Origin of the sequence: Paenarthrobacter sp. JL.01a (assembly GCF_025452095.1) — a bacterium.
GTDB lineage: Bacteria > Actinomycetota > Actinomycetes > Actinomycetales > Micrococcaceae > Arthrobacter.
The window spans coordinates 1,845,734-1,865,260 of sequence record NZ_CP104877.1 but is presented as its reverse complement, the minus strand read 5'-3'; the positions used below and the strand labels follow the sequence as shown (position 1 = coordinate 1,865,260).

The following is a 19,527-nucleotide window of genomic DNA, read 5'->3' as shown; positions in this document are numbered from 1 at the left end:
GGCTAGGCGTCGATGCGTTCCCGGTCCAACGTGGCGGCACCGGCGATGATGAACTCCTTGCGCGGTGCCACGTCAGAGCCCATCAGGAGGTCAAACACTTCCTCCGCGCGCTGGGCACTGTCGATGCCCACCTTCCGCAAAGTCCTGTGCCGGGGGTCCATGGTGGTCTCCGCCAGCTGCTGGGCGTCCATTTCGCCCAGGCCCTTGTAACGCTGGATCGGCTCTTTGTACCGCTTGCCCTCCTTGACCAGCCTGGCGAGGAGCACGTGGAGCTCGGCTTCGGAGTACGTGTAGATCATCTCGTTGGCCTTCTGGCCCGGGTTGATCACTTCCACCCGGTGAAGGGGAGGCACAGCGGCAAACACGCGGCCGGCTTCCACCATGGGGCGCATGTAGCGGAAGAAGAGCGTCAAGAGAAGAGTACGGATGTGGGCGCCGTCGACGTCGGCATCGGTCATGAGGATGACTTTGCCGTAGCGGGCCGCGTCCAGGTCGAAGCTGCGGCCGGAGCCGGCACCCACCACCTGGATCAGCGCCGCGCACTCGGCGTTGGATAACATGTCACCCACCGAAGCCTTCTGCACGTTCAGGATCTTTCCGCGGATGGGAAGAAGAGCCTGGAAATCCGAGGACCTGGCAAGCTTTGCCGTTCCAAGCGCGGAATCACCTTCGACGATGAACAGTTCCGAGCGTTCCACGTCATCGGTGCGGCAATCGGCCAGCTTGGTGGGCATGGAAGAGGTCTCCAGGGCATTCTTCCGGCGCTGGGTCTCCTTATGGACGCGGGCCGAGATGCGCGATTTCATTTCGCTGACCATCTTCTCCAGCAGCAGCGCCGACTGGGCCTTGTCATTGCGGTTGGCCGAGTTCAGCCGTGCGGTGATTTCCTTCTCAACCACCTTGGCCACGATCGCCCGTACGGCCGAGGTGCCAAGGATTTCCTTGGTCTGCCCCTCGAACTGCGGCTCAGCCAGACGAACCGTCAGGACAGCCGTCAGCCCGGCAAGGATGTCGTCCTTCTCGATTTTGTCATTGCCGGCTTTGAGCTTGCGCGCGTTTGTTTCCACAGCCTTGCGGAAGGTCTTCAGAAGGGCTGCTTCAAAGCCCGACTGGTGGGTGCCTCCCTTGGGCGTGGCGATGATGTTGACGAAACTCCGGACGGTGGTTTCGTAACCGATCCCCCAGCGCAGGGCGATGTCGACTTCACAGTCCCGTTCCACTTCGGCGATCTTGCTGTGCCCGTTTTCATCCAGCACGGGCACGGTTTCCTTGAACTTGCCCGACCCGTGGAGCCGCCAGATGTCCGTGACGCCGGAATCCGCAGCAAGGAATTCCACGAATTCGCTGATGCCACCGTCGTGGTGGAACACTTCCTCGTGGACGCCGTTCTCGCCCGGGGTCCCGGCCAGCTTGCGCTCATCGCGTACGGTGATCCGCAATCCCGGGACAAGGAACGACGTCTGACGGGCACGGGCCACGAGGTCGTCGTAGGAGAACTTGGCGTCAGGGGTGAAAATCTGGCGGTCCGCCCAGTAGCGGACCCTGGTTCCCGTGACACCGCGCTTTGCCTTCCCCACGACATCCAGTACGGAGTTCTCAACAAAGGGCTCAAAGGGGGACGTGGGGCCGGGCTTCGATCCGGCATCGAGGAACCGGCCGGGCTCACCGCGACGGAAGGACATCTGGTAGGTCTTGCTGCCACGGTCCACCTGGACATCGAGGCGGCTGGACAATGCGTTGACTACTGAGGCACCAACGCCGTGGAGGCCGCCTGAAGCGGTATAGGAGCCGCCGCCGAACTTTCCGCCCGCGTGCAGCTTGGTGAAGACGACCTCGACGCCGGACAGTCCGGTCTTCGGCTCGACGTCTACGGGGATGCCACGGCCGTCGTCGTGGATCTCGACTGAATTGTCCGCGTGCAAAATGACTTTGATGTCGTGGCCGAAACCGGCCAATGCCTCGTCCACGGCGTTGTCGATGATTTCCCACAGGCAGTGCATGAGGCCACGTGAGTCTGTGGATCCGATGTACATGCCCGGGCGTTTGCGGACCGCTTCGAGGCCCTCGAGGACAGAGAGGTGCCGGGCGTTGTATTCAGAACTCGGTGCCACGTGGGGGTGTGCTCCTTCAGGTATATCTCAGAGTGCTTCCCAGCAATATTCCGCTGGTAAATCAGGCAAACACTGCCCATACTAGGTTAGCCGCGACGGACTCCGCGTACCGGCTGCCACTCCCGGCTTCGGGCAAAAGGCCCTCTTGCGTTATGCACATGTGATACGCGGACAGCGAAAGTGACCCATCCTTGCCATGGATCTGCATCGAATGCTGGTTATATGGATGTACAGAACTACTAAGGAGGCCGACATGACAACAGCAGTTGCAGACCGCACACTGAACGCCGCTGACCGGTGCGATCGTTGCGGAGCCCAGGCGTATGTCCGCGTTGTACTCGAGTCCTCCGGCGGTGAGCTGCTTTTCTGCGGCCACCACGCACGTGCAGTTGAAGCCACGCTCCGGCCTATGACTTCCGACTGGCACGATGAGACCGAGCGCCTCAACGAGAAGGCACCAGTCCCCGTCGACTAAGAGGTGCAGCCGGCAAAAGACCGGAACCACCTTTGCGCAGAAGGGCCCTTCCCCATCGGAAGGGCCCTTCTTGCTGTGCAGCCCGGTTTCCGTGGGCCCCCGGTCTCACTGGGCGGCCCGGGACCGGTGGGGTCCGCGGCGGAGAACAATCCACGGCAAAGAATAAGAAGGCGGCCCAGCCGGAATTCCGACTGGGCCGCCTTCTTGCGTCCTGGTTTGCGCGGACCGTTTAGTCCAGGTAGTCCCGCAGTACCTGGGAGCGGGACGGGTGCCGCAGCTTGGACATGGTCTTGGATTCGATCTGGCGGATACGCTCGCGCGTCACTCCGTAGACCTTGCCGATTTCGTCTAAAGTCTTCGGCTGTCCATCGGTGAGGCCGAAGCGCATGGCCACAACCCCTGCCTCGCGCTCGGACAGCGTGTCCAGCACGGAGTGCAGCTGCTCCTGCAGCAGCGTGAAGCTCACCGCGTCAGCCGGGACAACAGCTTCGGAGTCTTCGATCAGGTCGCCGAATTCCGAGTCACCGTCCTCACCAAGGGGGGTGTGGAGCGAAATGGGTTCGCGACCGTACTTCTGGACCTCGACAACCTTTTCGGGGGTCATATCCAGTTCCAGGGCCAGCTCTTCAGGCGTGGGCTCACGGCCCAGGTCCTGGAGCATCTGGCGCTGTACGCGGGCCAGCTTGTTGATGACTTCAACCATGTGGACCGGGATACGGATCGTGCGGGCCTGGTCTGCCATGGCACGGGTAATTGCCTGGCGGATCCACCAGGTGGCGTACGTGGAGAACTTGAACCCCTTGGTGTAGTCGAACTTCTCCACTGCGCGGATGAGGCCCAGGTTGCCTTCCTGGATCAGGTCCAGGAACAGCATGCCTCGACCGGTGTAACGCTTGGCCAGCGAAACGACGAGGCGAAGGTTGGCCTCGAGCAGGTGGTTCTTGGCGCGCTTACCATCGTGGATGACGAATTCGAGCTCACGCTTGAGCTTGGGATCCATGGATCCGTCATCTGCGTTGATCTTTTCCTCGGCGAAGAGGCCGGCCTCGATGCGGAGGGCCAGATCGACTTCCTGCTCGGCATTCAGCAGGGCAACCTTGCCGATTTGCTTCAGGTAGTCCTTGACGGGGTCTGCTGTTGCACCGGCCGACATGACCTGCTGGACAGGTGCGTCGTCGTCATCGGCGTCCGAGTAGACGAAGCCGGAGCCGGACGGGGCAGCCTTGTCCTTGGCGGCAGTTGCGCCGTCCTCGGTGTCGTCGTCTCCGACTTCGACTTCCTCCGCTGCTGCGGGGTCAAAGTCTTCGTCCTCGACGCCGGGCTCTTCAGGATCGACGGCGGAGTCGCTCGCTGCTTCAGCAGCGGCCTTGGCGCCAGGCTTGGGTCCCCGCTTCTTGGGGGCAGGCTTGTCAGAGTCGCCCTCTGAAGCCTTGTTGGCAGCACGTGTCGCGGCGCGCTTTGCCGATGTGGCCGCCTTCTTTTCCTCAGCGGACAATTCGGCCAGGGCGGCGGGTTCCTTCTCGACGGAAGACGGGGTCACAGAAAACCTTTCTAGCGGCGGTCTGTGGAATCACCATACGGGCAACACCACTATGACCCTGTCAAGTCCGCGATCAATTTCAAATGCGATCGCCGCCTGCAGAGTCTTTGATTACAACTACAGACGCCCGTGGATTGTTCCCGACAGGCGGGGCAATCCAAGCATTTAAACGCGGACCCAACCGGGTCTCGGCATCCATTGTCTCACGGTTTTGCCAAACGCACGCCTGTTGGACGGCTTGGAACTAAACCGGGGCATTCCTTGGCCCCTTCCAGGCGGAGCCAGGGCGGCGCGCCCACCCACAGATGGCCCCTTGACCAAGGATCCCCATCAGCAGTTCCGCCAACCGGTAGCCGGGATGGGCTTCTTCTGCCCGGGTTAGGCAGGCGTGGGCGAAAGTACCCATGCCCTTGCACCAAAATATCCATCCTTGAAGCGTCAGGGCCGAGGCCGCCACTTCACCTAGCTCATTATCGACGCTGAGCCCCGCGAGGACCTGCTGCAGGGCATCAAGGTCCTTCCAGCATGGCAACTCGGGATGCATGCCCAGTAAGACATCCCCGTAGGTGTACACGTCGCGGGGTTCGTCGCCACCGGCTGCCACTTGGTCAATGGTTTCAAAAGGATCCACGCCCACTTCGCTGGGGTCGAAGAGCTCCCCGTCAGCAACGTCGTCCGTAAAGAAGCCGAACCCGGAAGCTCCGGACTTGGCAGCTCCGATGCCTGCTGCCGCCATCACCACGACAGCATCCCGCCACGCCGGAATCTTCAGGGTGGTCCTCAGAAAGCCCATGAGCCCTGCATCATCTGCAGGATTCAACGGATCCCCTTGACGGTGTCTGTCCACCACGTGGCGCCACACAGCAAGTACCGCATCGAAGCAGGCCTCGCTGCGCCACTGGGGAAGGACACGCTCGCCGAACATGTCTTCCGCCTCCAGAACCCGCGGTTCGTGCGCCCCGGGGCGGGCCAAACACAATCCTTCTACTCCCTTGGCCGGGGACGGCCCAACAGCGCTCCCGCGGTACACGAGCTCGGTACTGAGCCGGCTCTCCTTGATCCGTTCCACCGGGAATCCCGGAACCGGGCAGCAGCCGGCGTCCTCGCAGTAGGCCCCGCGCCAGTACTCGGCGCCCACCAACCATGCGTCGCGGACGATGAGGCCCGCACGGTCAAGGCTGGCCCGCAGGGCATTGAGCAGCGGGGCGGTTCGCTGGACGACTGCACCGTCATTCCAGCCGTCCGCGGTGTAGACCGCGAGAATCACGCCGTTGGCGGCCTCGTCGGCGACGAGATAACTGAGAATTTGTTCGGCAAAACAGGCGAGTCCATCCGATGGGGACAACGCTGGCAAGTCCACACGAAGCGTTGCCCCAATGAGTTTTCCCTGCATGGTAATGGCCACGAGGCTGTCCTCGGGCCAGTAGCCCAGCATGTGGGGAATGTAGCCAAGGATGTCTTCGGGCTGGTGAATGCTGAGCGTTCTGTTGGTAGTCATGCTTCCAGCCTGCGCATCGGCGGAAGCAAGAAACAGGGAGCACCTTCCGTATGTGGAAAAGCGTTGAATAAAGGGACGCTACTGCTCCCCCGCCACCTTCGAACGTGCCTCACGTCGGCGTTCAAGGCGCTCACGCCGTTGCCTTGCGAGCGCTGTTGCCAGTGGCGGCACGTGGATCCCTTGCGCAGCCATTTGCCGGCGGACCTTGCGCCGGGTCACGACAATGAGCAGGGTTCCGATCGCGAGCAGCAGGAACTGGACGCTAAGGGCTATCCGGAACGGCGCCAGCCCATACAGCTCTCCGCCGGAAAAGCCGCTGGCATTGAGGAGATCGAGCACCAAGCCAATGAGGTAGATCGCGATCAACGCCGCGATGAAGCCGCCCACGTTGACGATCCCGGTAGCCGTCCCAATGCGATGGGAGGGATTGAAGGTCCGGGCGAAGTCAAAGCCGATCATGGAGCCTGGTCCACCAATGGCAAGGACCACTACCAGAATGACCAGGAGCCACAGCGGGGCTCGCTCAGGCAGAAGAAGAACGGCCGCCCAGGCGACGGCCGTTGCGATGGTGATCAACAGGACCATGGCGGAACGGCGCATCGGATGCCGGGCCACGAACCGGCCGAAACCAGGCCCCGCAACAATGGCCGTGGCAACGAACAGGGCCATCAAAGCAGAGACTGTTCCGGCGTCGAGTCCTTGGGCCGAGAGCAGGAACGGGTAGCCCCAGGTCATCGCGAAGAGGTTGCCGCTGAACTGCACGGTGAAATGGCTCCACAGCCCGAGCCGGGTTCCGGGCTGCTTCCAGGCGCGGGACAGGGAGACACCCGTGGCCCTCAGGCCCTGGGCCGTAACCGTGGCCGGATGCCCGGGAGGCGCGTCCCTCAACAGGCTGAGGACCAGGACCACCGCCAGCACGGACATGGCCGCCAGGGTCAGGAAGGCCGGCGTCCACCCCGCCGAATGCAGCAGCAATGCGAAGGGAACCACACTGAACAGCTGGCCCAGCTGCCCGCACATGCCGGTCAGCTGGGTGACCAACGGAACCCGGGACGGTGCGAACCACAGAGGAACCAACCGGATGACGGAGATGAACGTCATGGCGTCGCCGGCGCCCACCAGGACCCGGCCAAGGACACCTCCGGGGATGCTGTCGGCGAAAGCCAGTTGCAGTTGTCCCCCGGCCATGAGGATGGCACCCCCTGCCACCATGACCCGGGAGCCAAAGCGGTCCACCAGCACGCCGACCGGTATCTGGAGGCCGGCATAGACCAACAGCTGCAACACGGTGAAGAAGGAAATCGCCGAGGCACTGGCATGGAACCGTTCAGTGGCCTCCAGGCCCGCGACCCCGAAGGAGGTGCGCTGCGCCACTGCCACGAGGTAGGCAAAGATGCCTATGGTCCAGATCAGCCAGGCGCGGGGAGAAGTCACACCTCAATTATGCCGCTCAACCGTTAAAGCTGATTTATTGAGGCGTGTCTTTACGCGCCAGGTAGGCCTCAACAGCAGCACCGATGTCCTCGGCGTCGGGCAGTTCGTCATTCTCGTAGGCAAGCAGCGAGCGCCGAACCACTCCCTCCGACTTCTCGTCATAGCGGGTCTCGAGGTTGGCCACGACGGCCTGGACTTCTTCGGAAGCCTCGATCTGCTCGGCGATCTGCCGGCCTACCTCCCGGCCGGCTTCCCGGAGGCGGTCGGTAGGAAGCATCAGGGACGTTGCTGCCCCAAGGTATTCCAACCCGGCGACGGCCGCCGTCGGGTACTCCGCTTCCGCAAGGTAATGCGGAACGTGGATCACGTAACCGGCAACGTTCCGTTCGGCCTCGGTGAGTCGAAGCTCAAGAATGTGACCGATGGCGGCAGGCACCTCAACCGTAGGCTTCCAGCTGGAAATGCCCTCGATCAGTTCGGGCCGGTTGCCATGCACCGTCACCCCAACGGGCCGCGTGTGCGGCACGGGCATGGGAATGGAATGGATCCACGTAACAAGGTTTACGTCCAGCTTCTCCACGATCCCTACGACGGCGCGGGCGAAACGCTCCCACTGCAGGTCCGGTTCAAAACCTGCCAGCAGCAGGAACGGCTGCCCCAGCCCATCCGTGAGCTTGTACAAGCCAAGCTTGGGCGCCTTGTAGTCCTGAAGATGGTCCTCCACGAAGCTGATGTGGGGCCGCCGCGAGCGGTAGTCGATGAGCTGGTCGGCATCGAACATGGCCACGACCTCGGCGTCGAGCTCCTCCAGCAGTTCGGCATTGATTTGCCGGACCACGTGACCGGCGTCGGCAAATCCCGTGAATCCCATGACCATGTTCAAGCCATGGAGCTCAGGGCTGTGGAAGGTCTCGATGTTGCTCGCGTAGAGCGCTTCTGGGTCCAGGAGGGTGCCGGATATCCGTTCAAACACGGCGTATTCCTTTCACGGGGCAGGATTGGATGTTCTATATGGCTACAACGCAGCACAGGAAGCGGACATTCCTGCCAACGGATGTGCGGCAGATCTCATTTAATTGCTGTCCCCAGGCACCGAGAGACTACGATCGAAACAGGCCGACGTCCGCTTGCGACGCTGGGCCTTCAGACCAAGGCCGCCGTCGAATGAGGACGTCGGGCGCGTACCGGGGCAGGCCGCCAAACATGCGGCCCCGCCATGCACTGCAGAGAGAAGTGAGGACACATCCTCGTGGTCAAGACTACTGACATCATCCTGGGCATCATCGCCAAGGACCTGAAAAAGTCCCCCAGCGACGCACTTGTGATCGGCGTTGCGCAAGGCACTGACGGGCCGGTGCTGCTCGCCAATCCCCTCAGCGCCAAGGCTGCCGAATCCATTGCCGGGTCCTTGAAGTCCCTGGGCATCAGCGGCGCAGCCGACCAGGTACACCGGCTTCCCGGACTGCCGGAAACAGGCGCCGGGATCCTGGTCCTGGCCGGTGTCGGCAAACTGCAGCAAGGCGGCACCCTCAGCGAAGAGGCGCTGCGCCGCGCGGCCGGGTCCGCTGTACGCCAGCTCGCCGGACTTTCTTCAGTGACGTTGGCATTCCCGACGCCGGCACTGGCCGATGTTGCCGCCGTCGCCGAAGGTGCCGCACTGGGCGCCTACTCCTACACCGAGCACCGCTCTACCACGGACGGGCTGAAAGCCCCGGTGGCCAAGGTCCAGATCTTCTCCGACGTGGACGCCAAGGACGCGCAGCCTGCGCTGGACCGCGCCATTGTCCTGGCCAGGGCCGTCAACGCCACGCGCACGCTGGTCAACCAGCCTCCCAGCCACCTCTACCCCGAGTCTTTCGCAGAGTCCGCCAAGGAACTCGCCAAAGGCCTTCCTGTGAAGGTCACCGTCTGGGACGAGAAGCGCCTCGAAAAGGAAGGATTCGGAGGCATTCTCGGCGTCGGCAAGGGTTCCACCCGCCAGCCGCGCCTGGTCAAGGTCGAGTACGCTCCGGCCAAGGCCACCAGGAAGATTGCCCTCGTGGGCAAGGGCATCACCTTCGACACCGGCGGCATTTCCATCAAGCCGGCCCTCGGCATGGGTGACATGAAGAGCGATATGGCCGGAGCCGCCGTCGTACTTAATACGGTCCTGGCGCTTGCGTCGATGGGTCTGCCCATTAAGGCGACCGCCTGGCTCTGCATCGCAGAGAACATGCCCTCGGGGGCCGCAGCGCGGCCCGCGGATGTCTTCACCATCCACGGCGGCAAGACCGTGGAGGTCCTGAACACCGACGCCGAAGGCCGCCTGGTGATGGCGGACGGACTTGTAGCTGCCAGCCTCGAGAAGCCCGACGTCATCATCGACGTCGCCACCCTGACCGGCGCGCAGTTGATCGCCCTGGGCCTGCGCACGGCCGGCATCATGGGATCCGATTCCGTCACAGCGGCTCTTAAGTCTGCAGCCGACCGCGCCGGCGAGCTGGTGTGGCCCATGCCCCTGCCCGAGGAACTCCGCCCCAGCCTTGACTCGCAGGTGGCCGACATCGCGAACATCGGTGAGCGCAACGGCGGCATGATGACCGCCGCAGTCTTCCTCCGTGAATTCGTGGGCAAGGACGGCAACGGCCAACAGATCCCGTGGGCCCACGTCGACATCGCAGGGCCCTCGTTCAACAACGGCAGCCCCTACGGCTACACACCCAAGCAGGGCACGGGCTGCACGGTCCGCACCCTGGTTGCCTACGCCGAGGACCTTCTGGCGGTTTCCGCCTAGCGCACTCCCCCGCTCCCTTCCGGGTTGCGTGGTCCGTCCGGCATCCTGCCAGGGCCGCGCAACCCCGGAATTATGCGGCGTGTAGCGCTGTGTCACAAGTGAACGTGAGTCTCGACACAAGCGCTCCACAAACACCCGCAGAGGGTGGAGCATGGGTAGGTGGTTCGCTAAGGTGAACTCGATAGTCACAAATGCAAGAGAACTTAGGTGCTGGCATAATCACGGCAGAACAAGTTCCAAAGACCAGATGGCACGCAGTCCCGTGTCATCCTTCACGCGAGGGAGCGTTTTAGTGGCCGATCAGGCAACTGCGCAAGAATTCGACATCCTGGTACTCGGTGGCGGCAGCGGCGGCTACGCCACTGCCCTGCGGGCCGTGCAGCTTGGGTTCACCGTTGGCCTTGTGGAAAAGGCAAAGCTCGGCGGAACCTGCCTGCACAACGGCTGTATCCCCACCAAGGCCCTCCTGCACTCGGCCGAACTGGCCGACCACGCACGCGATTCCGCCAAGTACGGCGTTAACGTCACGCTCGACAGCATCGACATGTCGGCAGTGAACGCCTACAAGGACGGCATCATCGCCGGCAAGTTCAAGGGCCTCCAGGGACTCATCAAGTCCAAGGGCATCACCGTCATCGAGGGTGAAGGAAAGCTCCAGGGCAACAACACCGTCGTCGTGAACGGTACGGCCTACACGGGCAAGAACATTGTCCTGGCCACCGGTTCCTACTCACGGTCGCTTCCGGGTCTTGAAATCGGCGGCAAGGTCATCACCTCCGACCAGGCGCTCACCATGGACTACATCCCCAAGAGCGCCATCGTCCTCGGCGGCGGCGTCATCGGCGTCGAATTCGCTTCCGTCTGGAAGTCCTTCGGCGTGGACGTCACCATCATCGAAGGCCTGCCCTCCCTGGTTCCCAACGAGGACGCCTCGATCGTCAAGAACCTCGAGCGTGCGTTCAAGAAGCGCGGCATCAAGTTCACCACGGGTATCTTCTTCCAGGGCGTCGAACAGAACGACGACGGCGTGAAGGTCACCTTGGTTGACGGCCAGACCTTCGAAGCAGACCTGCTGCTCGTTGCTGTTGGACGCGGTCCTGTCACCGCCAACCTCGGCTACGAAGAAGCAGGCATCACCATCGACCGCGGCTTCGTCATCACCAACGAGCGCCTCCACACCGGCGTTGGCAACATCTACGCCGTCGGCGACATCGTCCCGGGTGTGCAGCTCGCACACCGCGGCTACCAGCAGGGCATCTTCGTTGCCGAGGAGATCGCCGGCCTGAACCCGGCCATCGTTGAAGACATCAACATCCCCAAGGTCACCTACTGTGAGCCGGAAATCGCCACCGTGGGTTACACCGAAAAGGCGGCAAAGGCCAAGTTCGGCGACGACCAGGTGCAGACCCAGGAATACAACCTTGCAGGCAACGGCAAGAGCTCCATCCTCGGCACCGGCGGCATCGTCAAGCTCGTCCGCCAGAAGGATGGACCCGTAGTTGGCATCCACATGATTGGTTCACGCATGGGTGAGCAGATCGGTGAAGCCCAGCTGATCGTGAACTGGGAAGCTTACCCGGAGGACGTGGCACAGCTGGTCCACGCCCACCCCACCCAGAACGAAGCTTTGGGCGAAGCCCACCTCGCCCTCGCGGGCAAGCCGCTCCACGGCTAAGTCTTTACCCAAGACAAACGGGTCGGGTGCATGCAGCGGAATCTGCCGGATGCACCCGGCCCGGACCAGCAGAATTCATCCGCACAAAGATCAATAAGGAGAACGGGGACGACATGTCTGAATCCGTTAACTTGCCCGCCCTCGGTGAGAGTGTCACCGAAGGAACCGTCACCCGCTGGCTCAAGCAGGTTGGTGACCGGGTGGAGATCGACGAGCCGTTGCTCGAGGTTTCAACCGACAAAGTAGACACTGAAATCCCTTCTCCGATCTCTGGCGTCATCGAAGAAATCCTCGTCGCTGAAGACGAGACGGCTGAGGTTGGCGCACCGTTGGTCCGCATCGGCGATGGCTCCGGCTCCGCCGCTGAGGCCGCACCGGCCGCCGAAGCTCCTGCGGCTCCCGCAGAAGAGGCAGCACCGGCCGCCGCTGAAGCTCCCGCCGCCGAGGAAGCTCCGGCTGCTGAAGCTCCCGCCGCCGCAGCCGGCGAAGGGCACGAAGTGACCCTCCCCGCACTGGGCGAGAGCGTCACCGAAGGCACCGTTACCCGCTGGCTCAAGGCCGTCGGTGACACCGTCGAAGTTGACGAACCGCTCCTTGAGGTCTCCACCGACAAGGTCGACACCGAGATTCCCTCCCCGGTTGCCGGTACCCTCCAGGAAATCCGGGTCAACGAGGACGAAACCGCTGAAGTCGGTTCCGTCCTGGCCATCATCGGCTCGGGCGCTGCGGCTCCTGCTGCCGCGCCGGCACCGGCCGCACCGGCAGAAGCCCCGGCCGCACCGGCTGCTGCTCCTGCACCGGCTGCTGCTCCTGCTCCTGCTCCGGCTGCAGCTCCGGCTGCAGAGGCTCCGGCTGCACCGGCACCTGCCGCCGCACCCGCTCCTGCCGCTCCGGCTCCTTCTGCTGCGCCGGCCGCCCCGGCCGAGGCAGCCGGCTCCTCCGAGTCCGGCTATGTCACTCCCCTGGTGCGCAAGCTTGCCAACCAGCACGGCGTAGACATTGCATCGGTCTCCGGCACCGGCGTTGGTGGCCGCATCCGCAAGCAGGATGTCCTGGCTGCCGCCGAAGCCAAGCAGGCTGCGGCCGCTCCTGCAGCACCGGCTCCGGCTGCTGCTCCCGCAGCCAAGGCTGCAGCCCCTGTTGTTGCTTCGTCCCTGCGCGGCACCACGGAGAAGGCTCCCCGTATCCGCCAGGTCATTGCACGCCGCATGCGCGAGTCCCTTGAGGTCTCCACCCAGCTGACCCAGGTGCACGAGGTCGACATGACCAAGATCGCCAAGCTCCGTCTCAAGGCCAAGAACTCCTTCCAGGCCCAGAACGGCGTCAAGCTGACCTTCCTGCCCTTCATCGCCAAGGCTGTAGCCGAGGCACTGAAGCAGCACCCCAAGCTGAACGCTGCATACGATGAATCCAAGCAGGAAATCACGTACCACAACGCCGAACACCTGGCGATCGCCGTCGACACCGACAAGGGCCTGCTGGTTCCGGTCATCTCCGACGCCGGCAACCTGAACCTCGCCGGACTTGCCGGCAAGATCGCTGATGTCGCTGGCCGTACCCGCGACGGAAAGATCGGCCCGGACGAGCTCTCCGGCGGTACGTTCAGCATCACCAACATCGGTTCTGTCGGTGCGCTGTTCGACACCCCGATCATCAACCAGCCGCAGGTAGGTATCCTCGGCACCGGTGCCATCGTCAAGCGCGCTGTCGTGGTCGCCGACGAAAACGGTGACGACTCCATCGCCATCCGGTCCATGATGTACCTGTCCCTGACGTACGACCACCGCCTGGTGGACGGCGCGGACGCCGGACGGTTCCTGCAGACTCTGAAGGCACGCCTTGAAGAGGGTGCGTTCGAAGCAGACCTCGGTCTCTAAGTCACTCCACCTGCAGGCACCGCTTGCAGTGTAAGACGGGCAGGTTGCCGGGGAAACCCGGGAACCTGCCCGTTACGCTTTTAGCGCCTTCGCGTGGCTTTGCTACAGGACGTAGAACCGACTGGATAAGCTAAGGCCATGAGTATTCTCTTCAACATTCTGGTGTTCTTGCACATCGTCGGCGCAGCCATGATCGTGGGCTACTGGATCGCCACCCTCAGGGCGCCGACCGTCCACCCCCGCCAGCGCGACGGTGCGTTCCTCCAGCTCCTCACAGGCATCGCTATGATGGGCGTCCTGCCCATGCTGCCGGATACTGATCCCAACTACTTCAAGCTTGGCGTGAAGTTTGCCATCGGCGTGGCTGTCGCTGTCCTGGCCGTCATCGGCTCGCGCAAGGTCAAGAAGGGCGAGGCAGTCTCCACCGGCCTTGCTCACGGCGTCGGCGGACTTGCCTTGGTTAACATCGCCATCGCCACCCTCTGGCACTGACCCGACGCAGTCTTATCCAGACGGACAGCATTGCAGGGTCTTCCCTGATGCGTAGAGGCCGTTCCCACCGTAGCAGCATGGTGGGAACGGCCTCTTTTGCCGTCTCGGTTGGCTACTCCTGGGCAATGCAGAACTCGTTGCCCTCTGGATCCTGCATCACATCCCAGTGAAAATCCGCAATGTCGTGGCCTTCGACGAAAGTAGCGCCCAAAGACTCAGCTTTTCGCCTTAGAGCAGCAGCGTCAGCGTCGTGAAGATCCAGGTGCAGCCGGCGTCGGCCCTCGGTCGGTTCGAGGACCTGCTGGAAGGCCAACTGCGGTGCACCAGCTTCAGCTGGCCGCAGCCATATGAAGCCTTCATGCTCCGCACTGACGGGCATGTCCAGGAGTTCAGACCAGAAGGCCGAAAGCCGGGCAGCATCAACGGAGTTGATCATGATCGACGCTATCCTCGGCCTCCGGCGGTGGTCCTGCAACGCATTTTCTTCAGTTCCCATGTCGTCAGTCTAGGGGTCACAATCCACTGACAGCAGAATGGCCGTGCAGTCCGGAAGTTCAATACCTAGGATTGAAACCGGTGGCACCTGCCAAAGGCCGGTTGCCGACTCACAACGACCCTAAGGAGTGGACATGGCAGCAACACGCACCGCACACACGGTTTGGAACGGCAATCTTATTGAGGGCGCCGGAAACACCACGCTGGACAGCTCCGGCCTGGGAACGTTCGATGTCACCTGGAAGGCCCGCACCGAGCAGTCCGGTGGCAAGACCAGCCCCGAGGAACTTATCGCTGCAGCCCACTCCGCCTGCTTCTCCATGGCTTTCAGCCACGCCCTGGCCGGTGAAGGCTTCACCGCAGAGGAAGTCAACACCAAGGCCGACGTCACCTTCGTTCCGGGCACCGGCATCACCGGCAGCCACCTGACCATGACCGCGAAGGTTCCGGGCCTCTCCCAGGAGGACTTCCGTCGTATCTCCGAGGACGCGAAGACCGGTTGCCCCGTCTCCGGCGCCCTCGCCAGCATCGAGATCACCCTCGATGCCACGCTCGCTGAGTAGCCTCACAGTCGCTGACGACTCTGAAAAGCAAGAGCCCCTGTCACTCCACCCGGAGTGACAGGGGCTCTTCCCGTTCCATGGACCTGAGTCTCCTAAGTACCGCTACTTCTTGAGCTGCGGACGTGCGGGCAACGGCGCCGGACGCACCTTCCTGTAACCTTCACGCAGCGGAGGACGATCGGTGGGAAGCTCCTGGATCATTTCCTTGAGCGCGCCGATACCGTACTCCAGTTGTGGATCCGTGCCGGCCGCGTAGGCATGGGGCGGGAACAGGACCTCAATATCCGGGTCAACACCGTAGTTCTCAACGTCCCAGCCAATCCCGCCGCTGAACCATGTGGCGTAGCGCGGTTGGGTGACGCCAGTGCCGTCCGCCAAGGTAAAGCGGTTGTCAATGCCCACTACACCGCCCCAGGTCCGCGTTCCAATGACCGGCCCGATGCCCCTGAGCTTGGAAACCTGGGTGATGATGTCGCCGTCGGACCCGGCAAATTCGTCGGCCAGGATGATCACGGGACCGCGTGGAGCGTGGTGCGGATAGGTCCGGGGCTTCTCGCCACGCGGCATGCTCCATCCAGTCACTTTTCGGCCGATCAATTCCGCGACAAGCTGGGAGGTGTGCCCACCGCGGTTGCGGCGAACATCGACAATCAGCCCGTCAAGGGCCGTCTCGGTGTCCAGGTCGCGGTGCAGCTGGGCCCAGCCGTTTGCCATCATGTCCGGAACGTGAAGATAACCGAATTTGCCGCCGGAAGCCTCCCGGACAGTCCGGCGGTTGGCCCGCACCCAGTCCTGGTAGCGGAGCCGTTCCTCGTCGCGGATGGGAACCACGGCTACACGCCGCTGCGACCCGGCAGCTTCCCCGTGTCCCTTGCCGTTGAGCAGGGTCAACTCAACCGTCCGGCCGGCTGCCCCCACCAGCTGCATCGCCGGGGTCAGGGCCGGCGAAAGCTCGACGCCGTCAATCGCCAGGAGCACATCGCCCACCTTTGCGTCCACGCCTGGTCGCGTCAATGGCGAAGTAGCAAGGGGATCCGAGGACTCGCCAGCGAGAATCCGGGTGATTTCCCACCCGTTTGCGCCGAGCTGCAGCTCGGCTCCCAATCGCCCTTGTCCATTGCGGCCCGGTTCAGTGACAGCTGCCGGACGAACGTAGGCATGTGAGGTCCCCAACTCGCCGTGGAGTTCCCAGAGCAGATCCACCAGGTCATCGTGCGAGCCGAGGCGGTCCACGATCGGGCGGTACCGCTTGTACACGGAGTCCCAGTCCTGGCCTGCCATGTCAGCGGTCCAGAAGAAGTCGCGCTGCAACCGCCAGGCCTCATCGAACGCTTGTCCCCAGGCAGCTACGGGGTCCAGGATGACGCGGATCCGGTTCAGATCCACTTTCACGTGGTCCGCCGAGTCCTCTTCCACTTTGCTGTCCGCGGGTACGGAAATGACGTTCTTGTCCAGGACGTAGACGATCCGGCCGAGGTCACCGGACACGCGGTAGTTCTCTACTGCGGGGACGATCGTTGTCGGCTTGCGCTTGGCGATGTCGTAACGCACAAGAGACGGTGCGGTCTTCTTGTCCTGGAGGGTGCCTTTGCCCTCCCCTGTGACACCGGAGAGTTCGGTATCCAACCACAACAGTGCTCCATCGCCAACAGCGAGGTCCGAGTAGTTTCCCTGGGGCACCGGCACAGCGATGACGCGGTGGGCAAGTCCCTCCGCATCAACCCGCACGGCGGGGACGTCGCCGTCGTCGGACTTCTCCGCAGCCTGCGGCGCGTCCTCCAAGGTGTCCACCGAAGGCCCGAAGGGCGAGGGCGTGTCTGCTGCGAGCGCCACCATGTACGGCTTGATGGGGCTGGGGAACGAAAGATCGAAGGAGTGGCCGTCATAGACGGGGTCGAAGCTTCGGTTTGAAAGGAAGGCGAGGAACTTGCCATCGGGTGTGAACCGTGGCCACTCGTCGCGGAACCGGCCATCAGTAATGTCAATGATCGCGGCATCGCCCTTTTCGGGACGGGCGATCCTCAGTTTGCTGCGCGAACCGAAGGACGTCACGGGTTCGGACCAGGCGAGCCACTGCGAATCACCGGACCACGAGAGTTGCTCGATGCTTCCTTCGCCCACACTAACGAGCTTGCTCAGCGTCCCGGTGGAAGTGTCGGCGACGAAGACGTCCCCGAAGGACGTGCCGACGGCGACCCAGCGGCCATCCGGGCTGGCTTCCAAGGTGCTGGTGCGCGTGGGCTTGGGGAAATCGATGCGGAGCTGGGCCGCATCCTCCGGAGCAGGCTGTACTTCAGGAGCGGAAATGCCACCGGCAGTGTCGGCCGAAGGCTCCACCGGGACCTCAACGCCGGTGCCCGAGGCAGGCACTGTCGCCGGCGACGCGGTCTGTACCGGCGCGGCCGTCTGTCCCACCACGTTGGAGACGGATACCGGCTTCGGCAAGGAATCGTCTTCCTTCGCCGGAGCGGGTGCTTCCACTGCCTTCAACAATTCCGCCGCCGCCAGCCGGGAGGCGATGCGCTTGATGTAGAGCGCTTCGACTCCCCCGTGGTCCGCCACGTAGGCGATCCTGCCGTCTGTAAGCGGGCGGGGCAGTCGGGCACGGACTCCCGGCGTGGCTTCCACGACGCGCGACGGTCCGTCCTTGTGCCGAAGCCAATGGATGGTGCCGTGCGATTCCACGGCGCTGGCCGTCCCTGCAGCGTTCGGGAACACGTCACCGAGGTGGGCTGAAGCTTTCAGGGGCGCAGGACGGCGTGCCGGCGAAGCCGAGCCGAGGGAGATTTCCAGCTTGGCCGGCTGGGCGTCAGCGTCGAGGGAGGGAAGGATCCACAGCTCGCCGGCAGATTCGAAGATGATCCGCTTGCCATCCGTGCTGGCGTGCCGCACATAGAAGTCCTCGTGGTCAGTGTGCCGGAGCAATCCGGAACCATCGGGGAGGACCGAGTACAGATTGCCAAAGCCTTCGTGGTCCGAGAGGAAAGCAATCCTGCCCTCCACCCACAGGGGGTCCGTGAGGTTGCCGTCAATCTCCGGAACCAGCCGTTCAAACTCGCCGTTGCCGTCAGTATCGATCCACAGCTTGCCCGCCGTGCCTCCGCGGTAGCGCTTCCACCAGGCAGGTTCACGAGAGAGGACACTGGCCAGCACCACAGGCTTCTCATCGCCGACCACCGGCCCGAACGCCACGGCCTCCACCGGACCAAAGGGAAGTTCGACGGCGGCACCACCGTCGAGCGGGAGGCTGTAGGCATGCGTGTGGCGGCTTTCGGCCTGCTGGAAGGCACTGGTGACAACCACGTGGCCTGCCGGAGTGAAACCCTTGACCTTCGTGGTGCTGTGGCCGAAATAACTCAACTGACGGTAGCCACCGCCGTCGACGTTCGCCGTCACGACTTCCGGGGACGTTCCCACCACCACTGTCCACACCAGCTGCTTTCCGTCCGGCGTAAACCGGGGGTTCCTGGCAGGAAGCTGCTGCGAGGAAACGCGCCAAGCGCGGCCTCCTTCGAGCGGCGCGACCCAAACGTCGTCTTCGGCCACGAAAGTGACCAGATCGCCGTGAACATGCGGGAAACGGAGGTAGCTGGAGGAGGTCATTGTTCGATCATAGTCAAGAGGCGGCTACCGTCGGCGGCACCGACAGGCGTTTCCGCCAGACGTTGGCCTTATGGTGAGATGGGTCATGCGCATCGTGATGTCCGGAGCTTCAGGAATGATTGGGACCGCACTGGCCGAGCATTTGGCCGGCCGGGGTGACGAGGTGGTGCGGCTCGTGCGGCGACCCGCTGCCGCGCCCGGAGAATTCACCTGGGATCCGGCCAAGGGCGAGCTGGATGAAAGCATTCTGGACGGCGCGGATGCCGTGGTGAACCTTTCCGGCGCTGGGATCGGGGACCGTCCTTGGACTAAGAAACGGCTTAAGGTGCTGCGCGATTCCCGCCTCCAACCCACACTGACTCTGGCAGGTGCCATGGAGCGGCTTGAAAATCCACCTGCATCCTTCATCAGCCAGTCCGCTTCCGGTTATTACGGGGCGGACAGTGCAGGGGTTCTGCGTGAGGATTCGGCTCCGGGCGGCGGAGTGCTCGGTCCGTTGTGCGTCGAGTGGGAACAGGCCGCCAGGACCGCACCGGCCAGTGTCCGTGTTGTCACCCCCCGCACCGGTGTGGTGTTGAGCACCTCAGGCGGTGCCTTGGGCCCACTGCTCCCCCTCTTGAAACTTGGACTGGGAGGGCCCTTCGGTAACGGCCGCCAATACTGGCCGTGGGTCACCCTCGCCGACGAGGCCTCCGCACTCGCTTTCCTGCTCACGTCCGGGCTGGAGGGCCCGGTCAACGTCTGCGCTCCGCAGAGCGCGGACGTGAACACGATCGTCGATGCCCTGGCAAAGGCCTACCACCGGCCGGCGTTCTGCCGGGTGCCCCGCCCTGCCCTGCGGCTCGTTCTGGGCAAGCTCGCGGATGAACTGGTCCTGGCGAACCAACGCATGGATCCAGTCAGACTCTCCAAAGCGGGCTTCCTGTGGCAGCATGCGTCCCTTGCCGAGGCCACGGCCTGGTTGCGCGGCGACGAACACCGGGAACAATAG

The 19,527-nt window shown here is 63.3% G+C and carries 14 protein-coding genes; 7 read left to right on the top strand and 7 right to left on the bottom strand.

The window, feature by feature from the left end:
* Positions 1-2: 2 nt before the first annotated feature.
* Complete coding sequence (locus tag N5P29_RS08845; protein ID WP_262278206.1) at positions 3-2,111, bottom strand: DNA gyrase/topoisomerase IV subunit B; 2,109 nt, start codon at positions 2,109-2,111, stop codon at positions 3-5.
* 253 nt (positions 2,112-2,364) lie between these two features.
* Between N5P29_RS08845 and N5P29_RS08840 the strand changes: the two genes are divergently transcribed.
* Positions 2,365-2,586, top strand: a complete 222-nt coding sequence (locus N5P29_RS08840) for a DUF7455 domain-containing protein (protein WP_018778705.1) — start codon at positions 2,365-2,367, stop codon at positions 2,584-2,586.
* Positions 2,587-2,815: 229 nt separating this feature from the next.
* Here the strand turns inward: N5P29_RS08840 and N5P29_RS08835 are convergent, their stop codons facing one another.
* From N5P29_RS08835 to N5P29_RS08820, 4 genes are all read right to left on the bottom strand, one after another.
* A complete protein-coding gene (locus tag N5P29_RS08835; protein WP_144662537.1) occupies positions 2,816-4,126 on the bottom strand; it encodes an RNA polymerase sigma factor in 1,311 nt (436 codons plus the stop codon).
* Positions 4,127-4,370: 244 nt separating this feature from the next.
* Positions 4,371-5,624: a DUF4192 domain-containing protein gene (locus tag N5P29_RS08830; protein ID WP_262278205.1), complete on the bottom strand. Its 1,254-nt coding sequence runs from the start codon at positions 5,622-5,624 to the stop codon at positions 4,371-4,373.
* A 78-nt stretch (positions 5,625-5,702) separates the two neighbouring features.
* Positions 5,703-7,058 carry an MFS transporter gene (locus N5P29_RS08825; protein WP_262278204.1) on the bottom strand — a complete coding sequence of 452 codons (1,356 nt, stop codon included), beginning with the start codon at positions 7,056-7,058 and terminating at the stop codon, positions 5,703-5,705.
* Between the two features lie 34 nt (positions 7,059-7,092).
* Positions 7,093-8,031, bottom strand: a complete 939-nt coding sequence (locus tag N5P29_RS08820; RefSeq protein WP_262278203.1) for a proteasome assembly chaperone family protein — start codon at positions 8,029-8,031, stop codon at positions 7,093-7,095.
* 276 nt (positions 8,032-8,307) lie between these two features.
* Here N5P29_RS08820 and N5P29_RS08815 point away from each other — a divergent pair, with 276 nt between their 5' ends.
* The 4 genes from N5P29_RS08815 (at position 8,308) to N5P29_RS08800 (ending at position 13,875) form a co-directional block, all read left to right on the top strand.
* Positions 8,308-9,831 carry a leucyl aminopeptidase gene (locus N5P29_RS08815; protein ID WP_262278202.1) on the top strand — a complete coding sequence of 508 codons (1,524 nt, stop codon included), beginning with the start codon at positions 8,308-8,310 and terminating at the stop codon, positions 9,829-9,831.
* A gap of 292 nt (positions 9,832-10,123) precedes the next feature.
* The gene (gene lpdA, locus N5P29_RS08810) at positions 10,124-11,506 is read left to right on the top strand and encodes a dihydrolipoyl dehydrogenase (RefSeq protein ID WP_262278201.1); all 1,383 of its coding nucleotides are present in this window, start codon (positions 10,124-10,126) and stop codon (positions 11,504-11,506) included.
* Between the two features lie 113 nt (positions 11,507-11,619).
* The gene (gene sucB / locus N5P29_RS08805; RefSeq protein ID WP_262278200.1) at positions 11,620-13,383 is read left to right on the top strand and encodes a 2-oxoglutarate dehydrogenase, E2 component, dihydrolipoamide succinyltransferase; all 1,764 of its coding nucleotides are present in this window, start codon (positions 11,620-11,622) and stop codon (positions 13,381-13,383) included.
* Positions 13,384-13,521: 138 nt separating this feature from the next.
* A complete protein-coding gene (locus N5P29_RS08800; protein ID WP_262278199.1) occupies positions 13,522-13,875 on the top strand; it encodes a hypothetical protein in 354 nt (117 codons plus the stop codon).
* Positions 13,876-13,987: 112 nt separating this feature from the next.
* Here N5P29_RS08800 and N5P29_RS08795 read toward each other — a convergent pair whose 3' ends face one another.
* Complete coding sequence (locus tag N5P29_RS08795; protein ID WP_262278198.1) at positions 13,988-14,371, bottom strand: VOC family protein; 384 nt, start codon at positions 14,369-14,371, stop codon at positions 13,988-13,990.
* A 133-nt stretch (positions 14,372-14,504) separates the two neighbouring features.
* Here N5P29_RS08795 and N5P29_RS08790 point away from each other — a divergent pair, with 133 nt between their 5' ends.
* Complete coding sequence (locus tag N5P29_RS08790) at positions 14,505-14,933, top strand: OsmC family protein (protein ID WP_018778715.1); 429 nt, start codon at positions 14,505-14,507, stop codon at positions 14,931-14,933.
* A 102-nt stretch (positions 14,934-15,035) separates the two neighbouring features.
* Here the strand turns inward: N5P29_RS08790 and N5P29_RS08785 are convergent, their stop codons facing one another.
* Complete coding sequence (locus N5P29_RS08785) at positions 15,036-18,536, bottom strand: S41 family peptidase (RefSeq protein ID WP_262278197.1); 3,501 nt, start codon at positions 18,534-18,536, stop codon at positions 15,036-15,038.
* An 85-nt stretch (positions 18,537-18,621) separates the two neighbouring features.
* Between N5P29_RS08785 and N5P29_RS08780 the strand changes: the two genes are divergently transcribed.
* A complete protein-coding gene (locus N5P29_RS08780; RefSeq protein ID WP_262278196.1) occupies positions 18,622-19,527 on the top strand; it encodes a TIGR01777 family oxidoreductase in 906 nt (301 codons plus the stop codon).

What these genes read in the sequence shown, in the direction of transcription:
- N5P29_RS08840 (WP_018778705.1), top strand. Translation starts at nt 2,365, where the DNA reads ATGACAACAGCAGTTGCAGACCGCACACTGAACGCCGCTGACCGGTGC.
- N5P29_RS08830 (WP_262278205.1), bottom strand. Translation starts at nt 5,624, where the DNA reads ATGACTACCAACAGAACGCTCAGCATTCACCAGCCCGAAGACATCCTT.
- sucB (WP_262278200.1), top strand. Translation starts at nt 11,620, where the DNA reads ATGTCTGAATCCGTTAACTTGCCCGCCCTCGGTGAGAGTGTCACCGAA.
- N5P29_RS08800 (WP_262278199.1), top strand. Translation starts at nt 13,522, where the DNA reads ATGAGTATTCTCTTCAACATTCTGGTGTTCTTGCACATCGTCGGCGCA.
- N5P29_RS08795 (WP_262278198.1), bottom strand. Translation starts at nt 14,371, where the DNA reads ATGGGAACTGAAGAAAATGCGTTGCAGGACCACCGCCGGAGGCCGAGG.
- N5P29_RS08790 (WP_018778715.1), top strand. Translation starts at nt 14,505, where the DNA reads ATGGCAGCAACACGCACCGCACACACGGTTTGGAACGGCAATCTTATT.
- N5P29_RS08785 (WP_262278197.1), bottom strand. Translation starts at nt 18,536, where the DNA reads ATGACCTCCTCCAGCTACCTCCGTTTCCCGCATGTTCACGGCGATCTG.
- N5P29_RS08780 (WP_262278196.1), top strand. Translation starts at nt 18,622, where the DNA reads ATGCGCATCGTGATGTCCGGAGCTTCAGGAATGATTGGGACCGCACTG.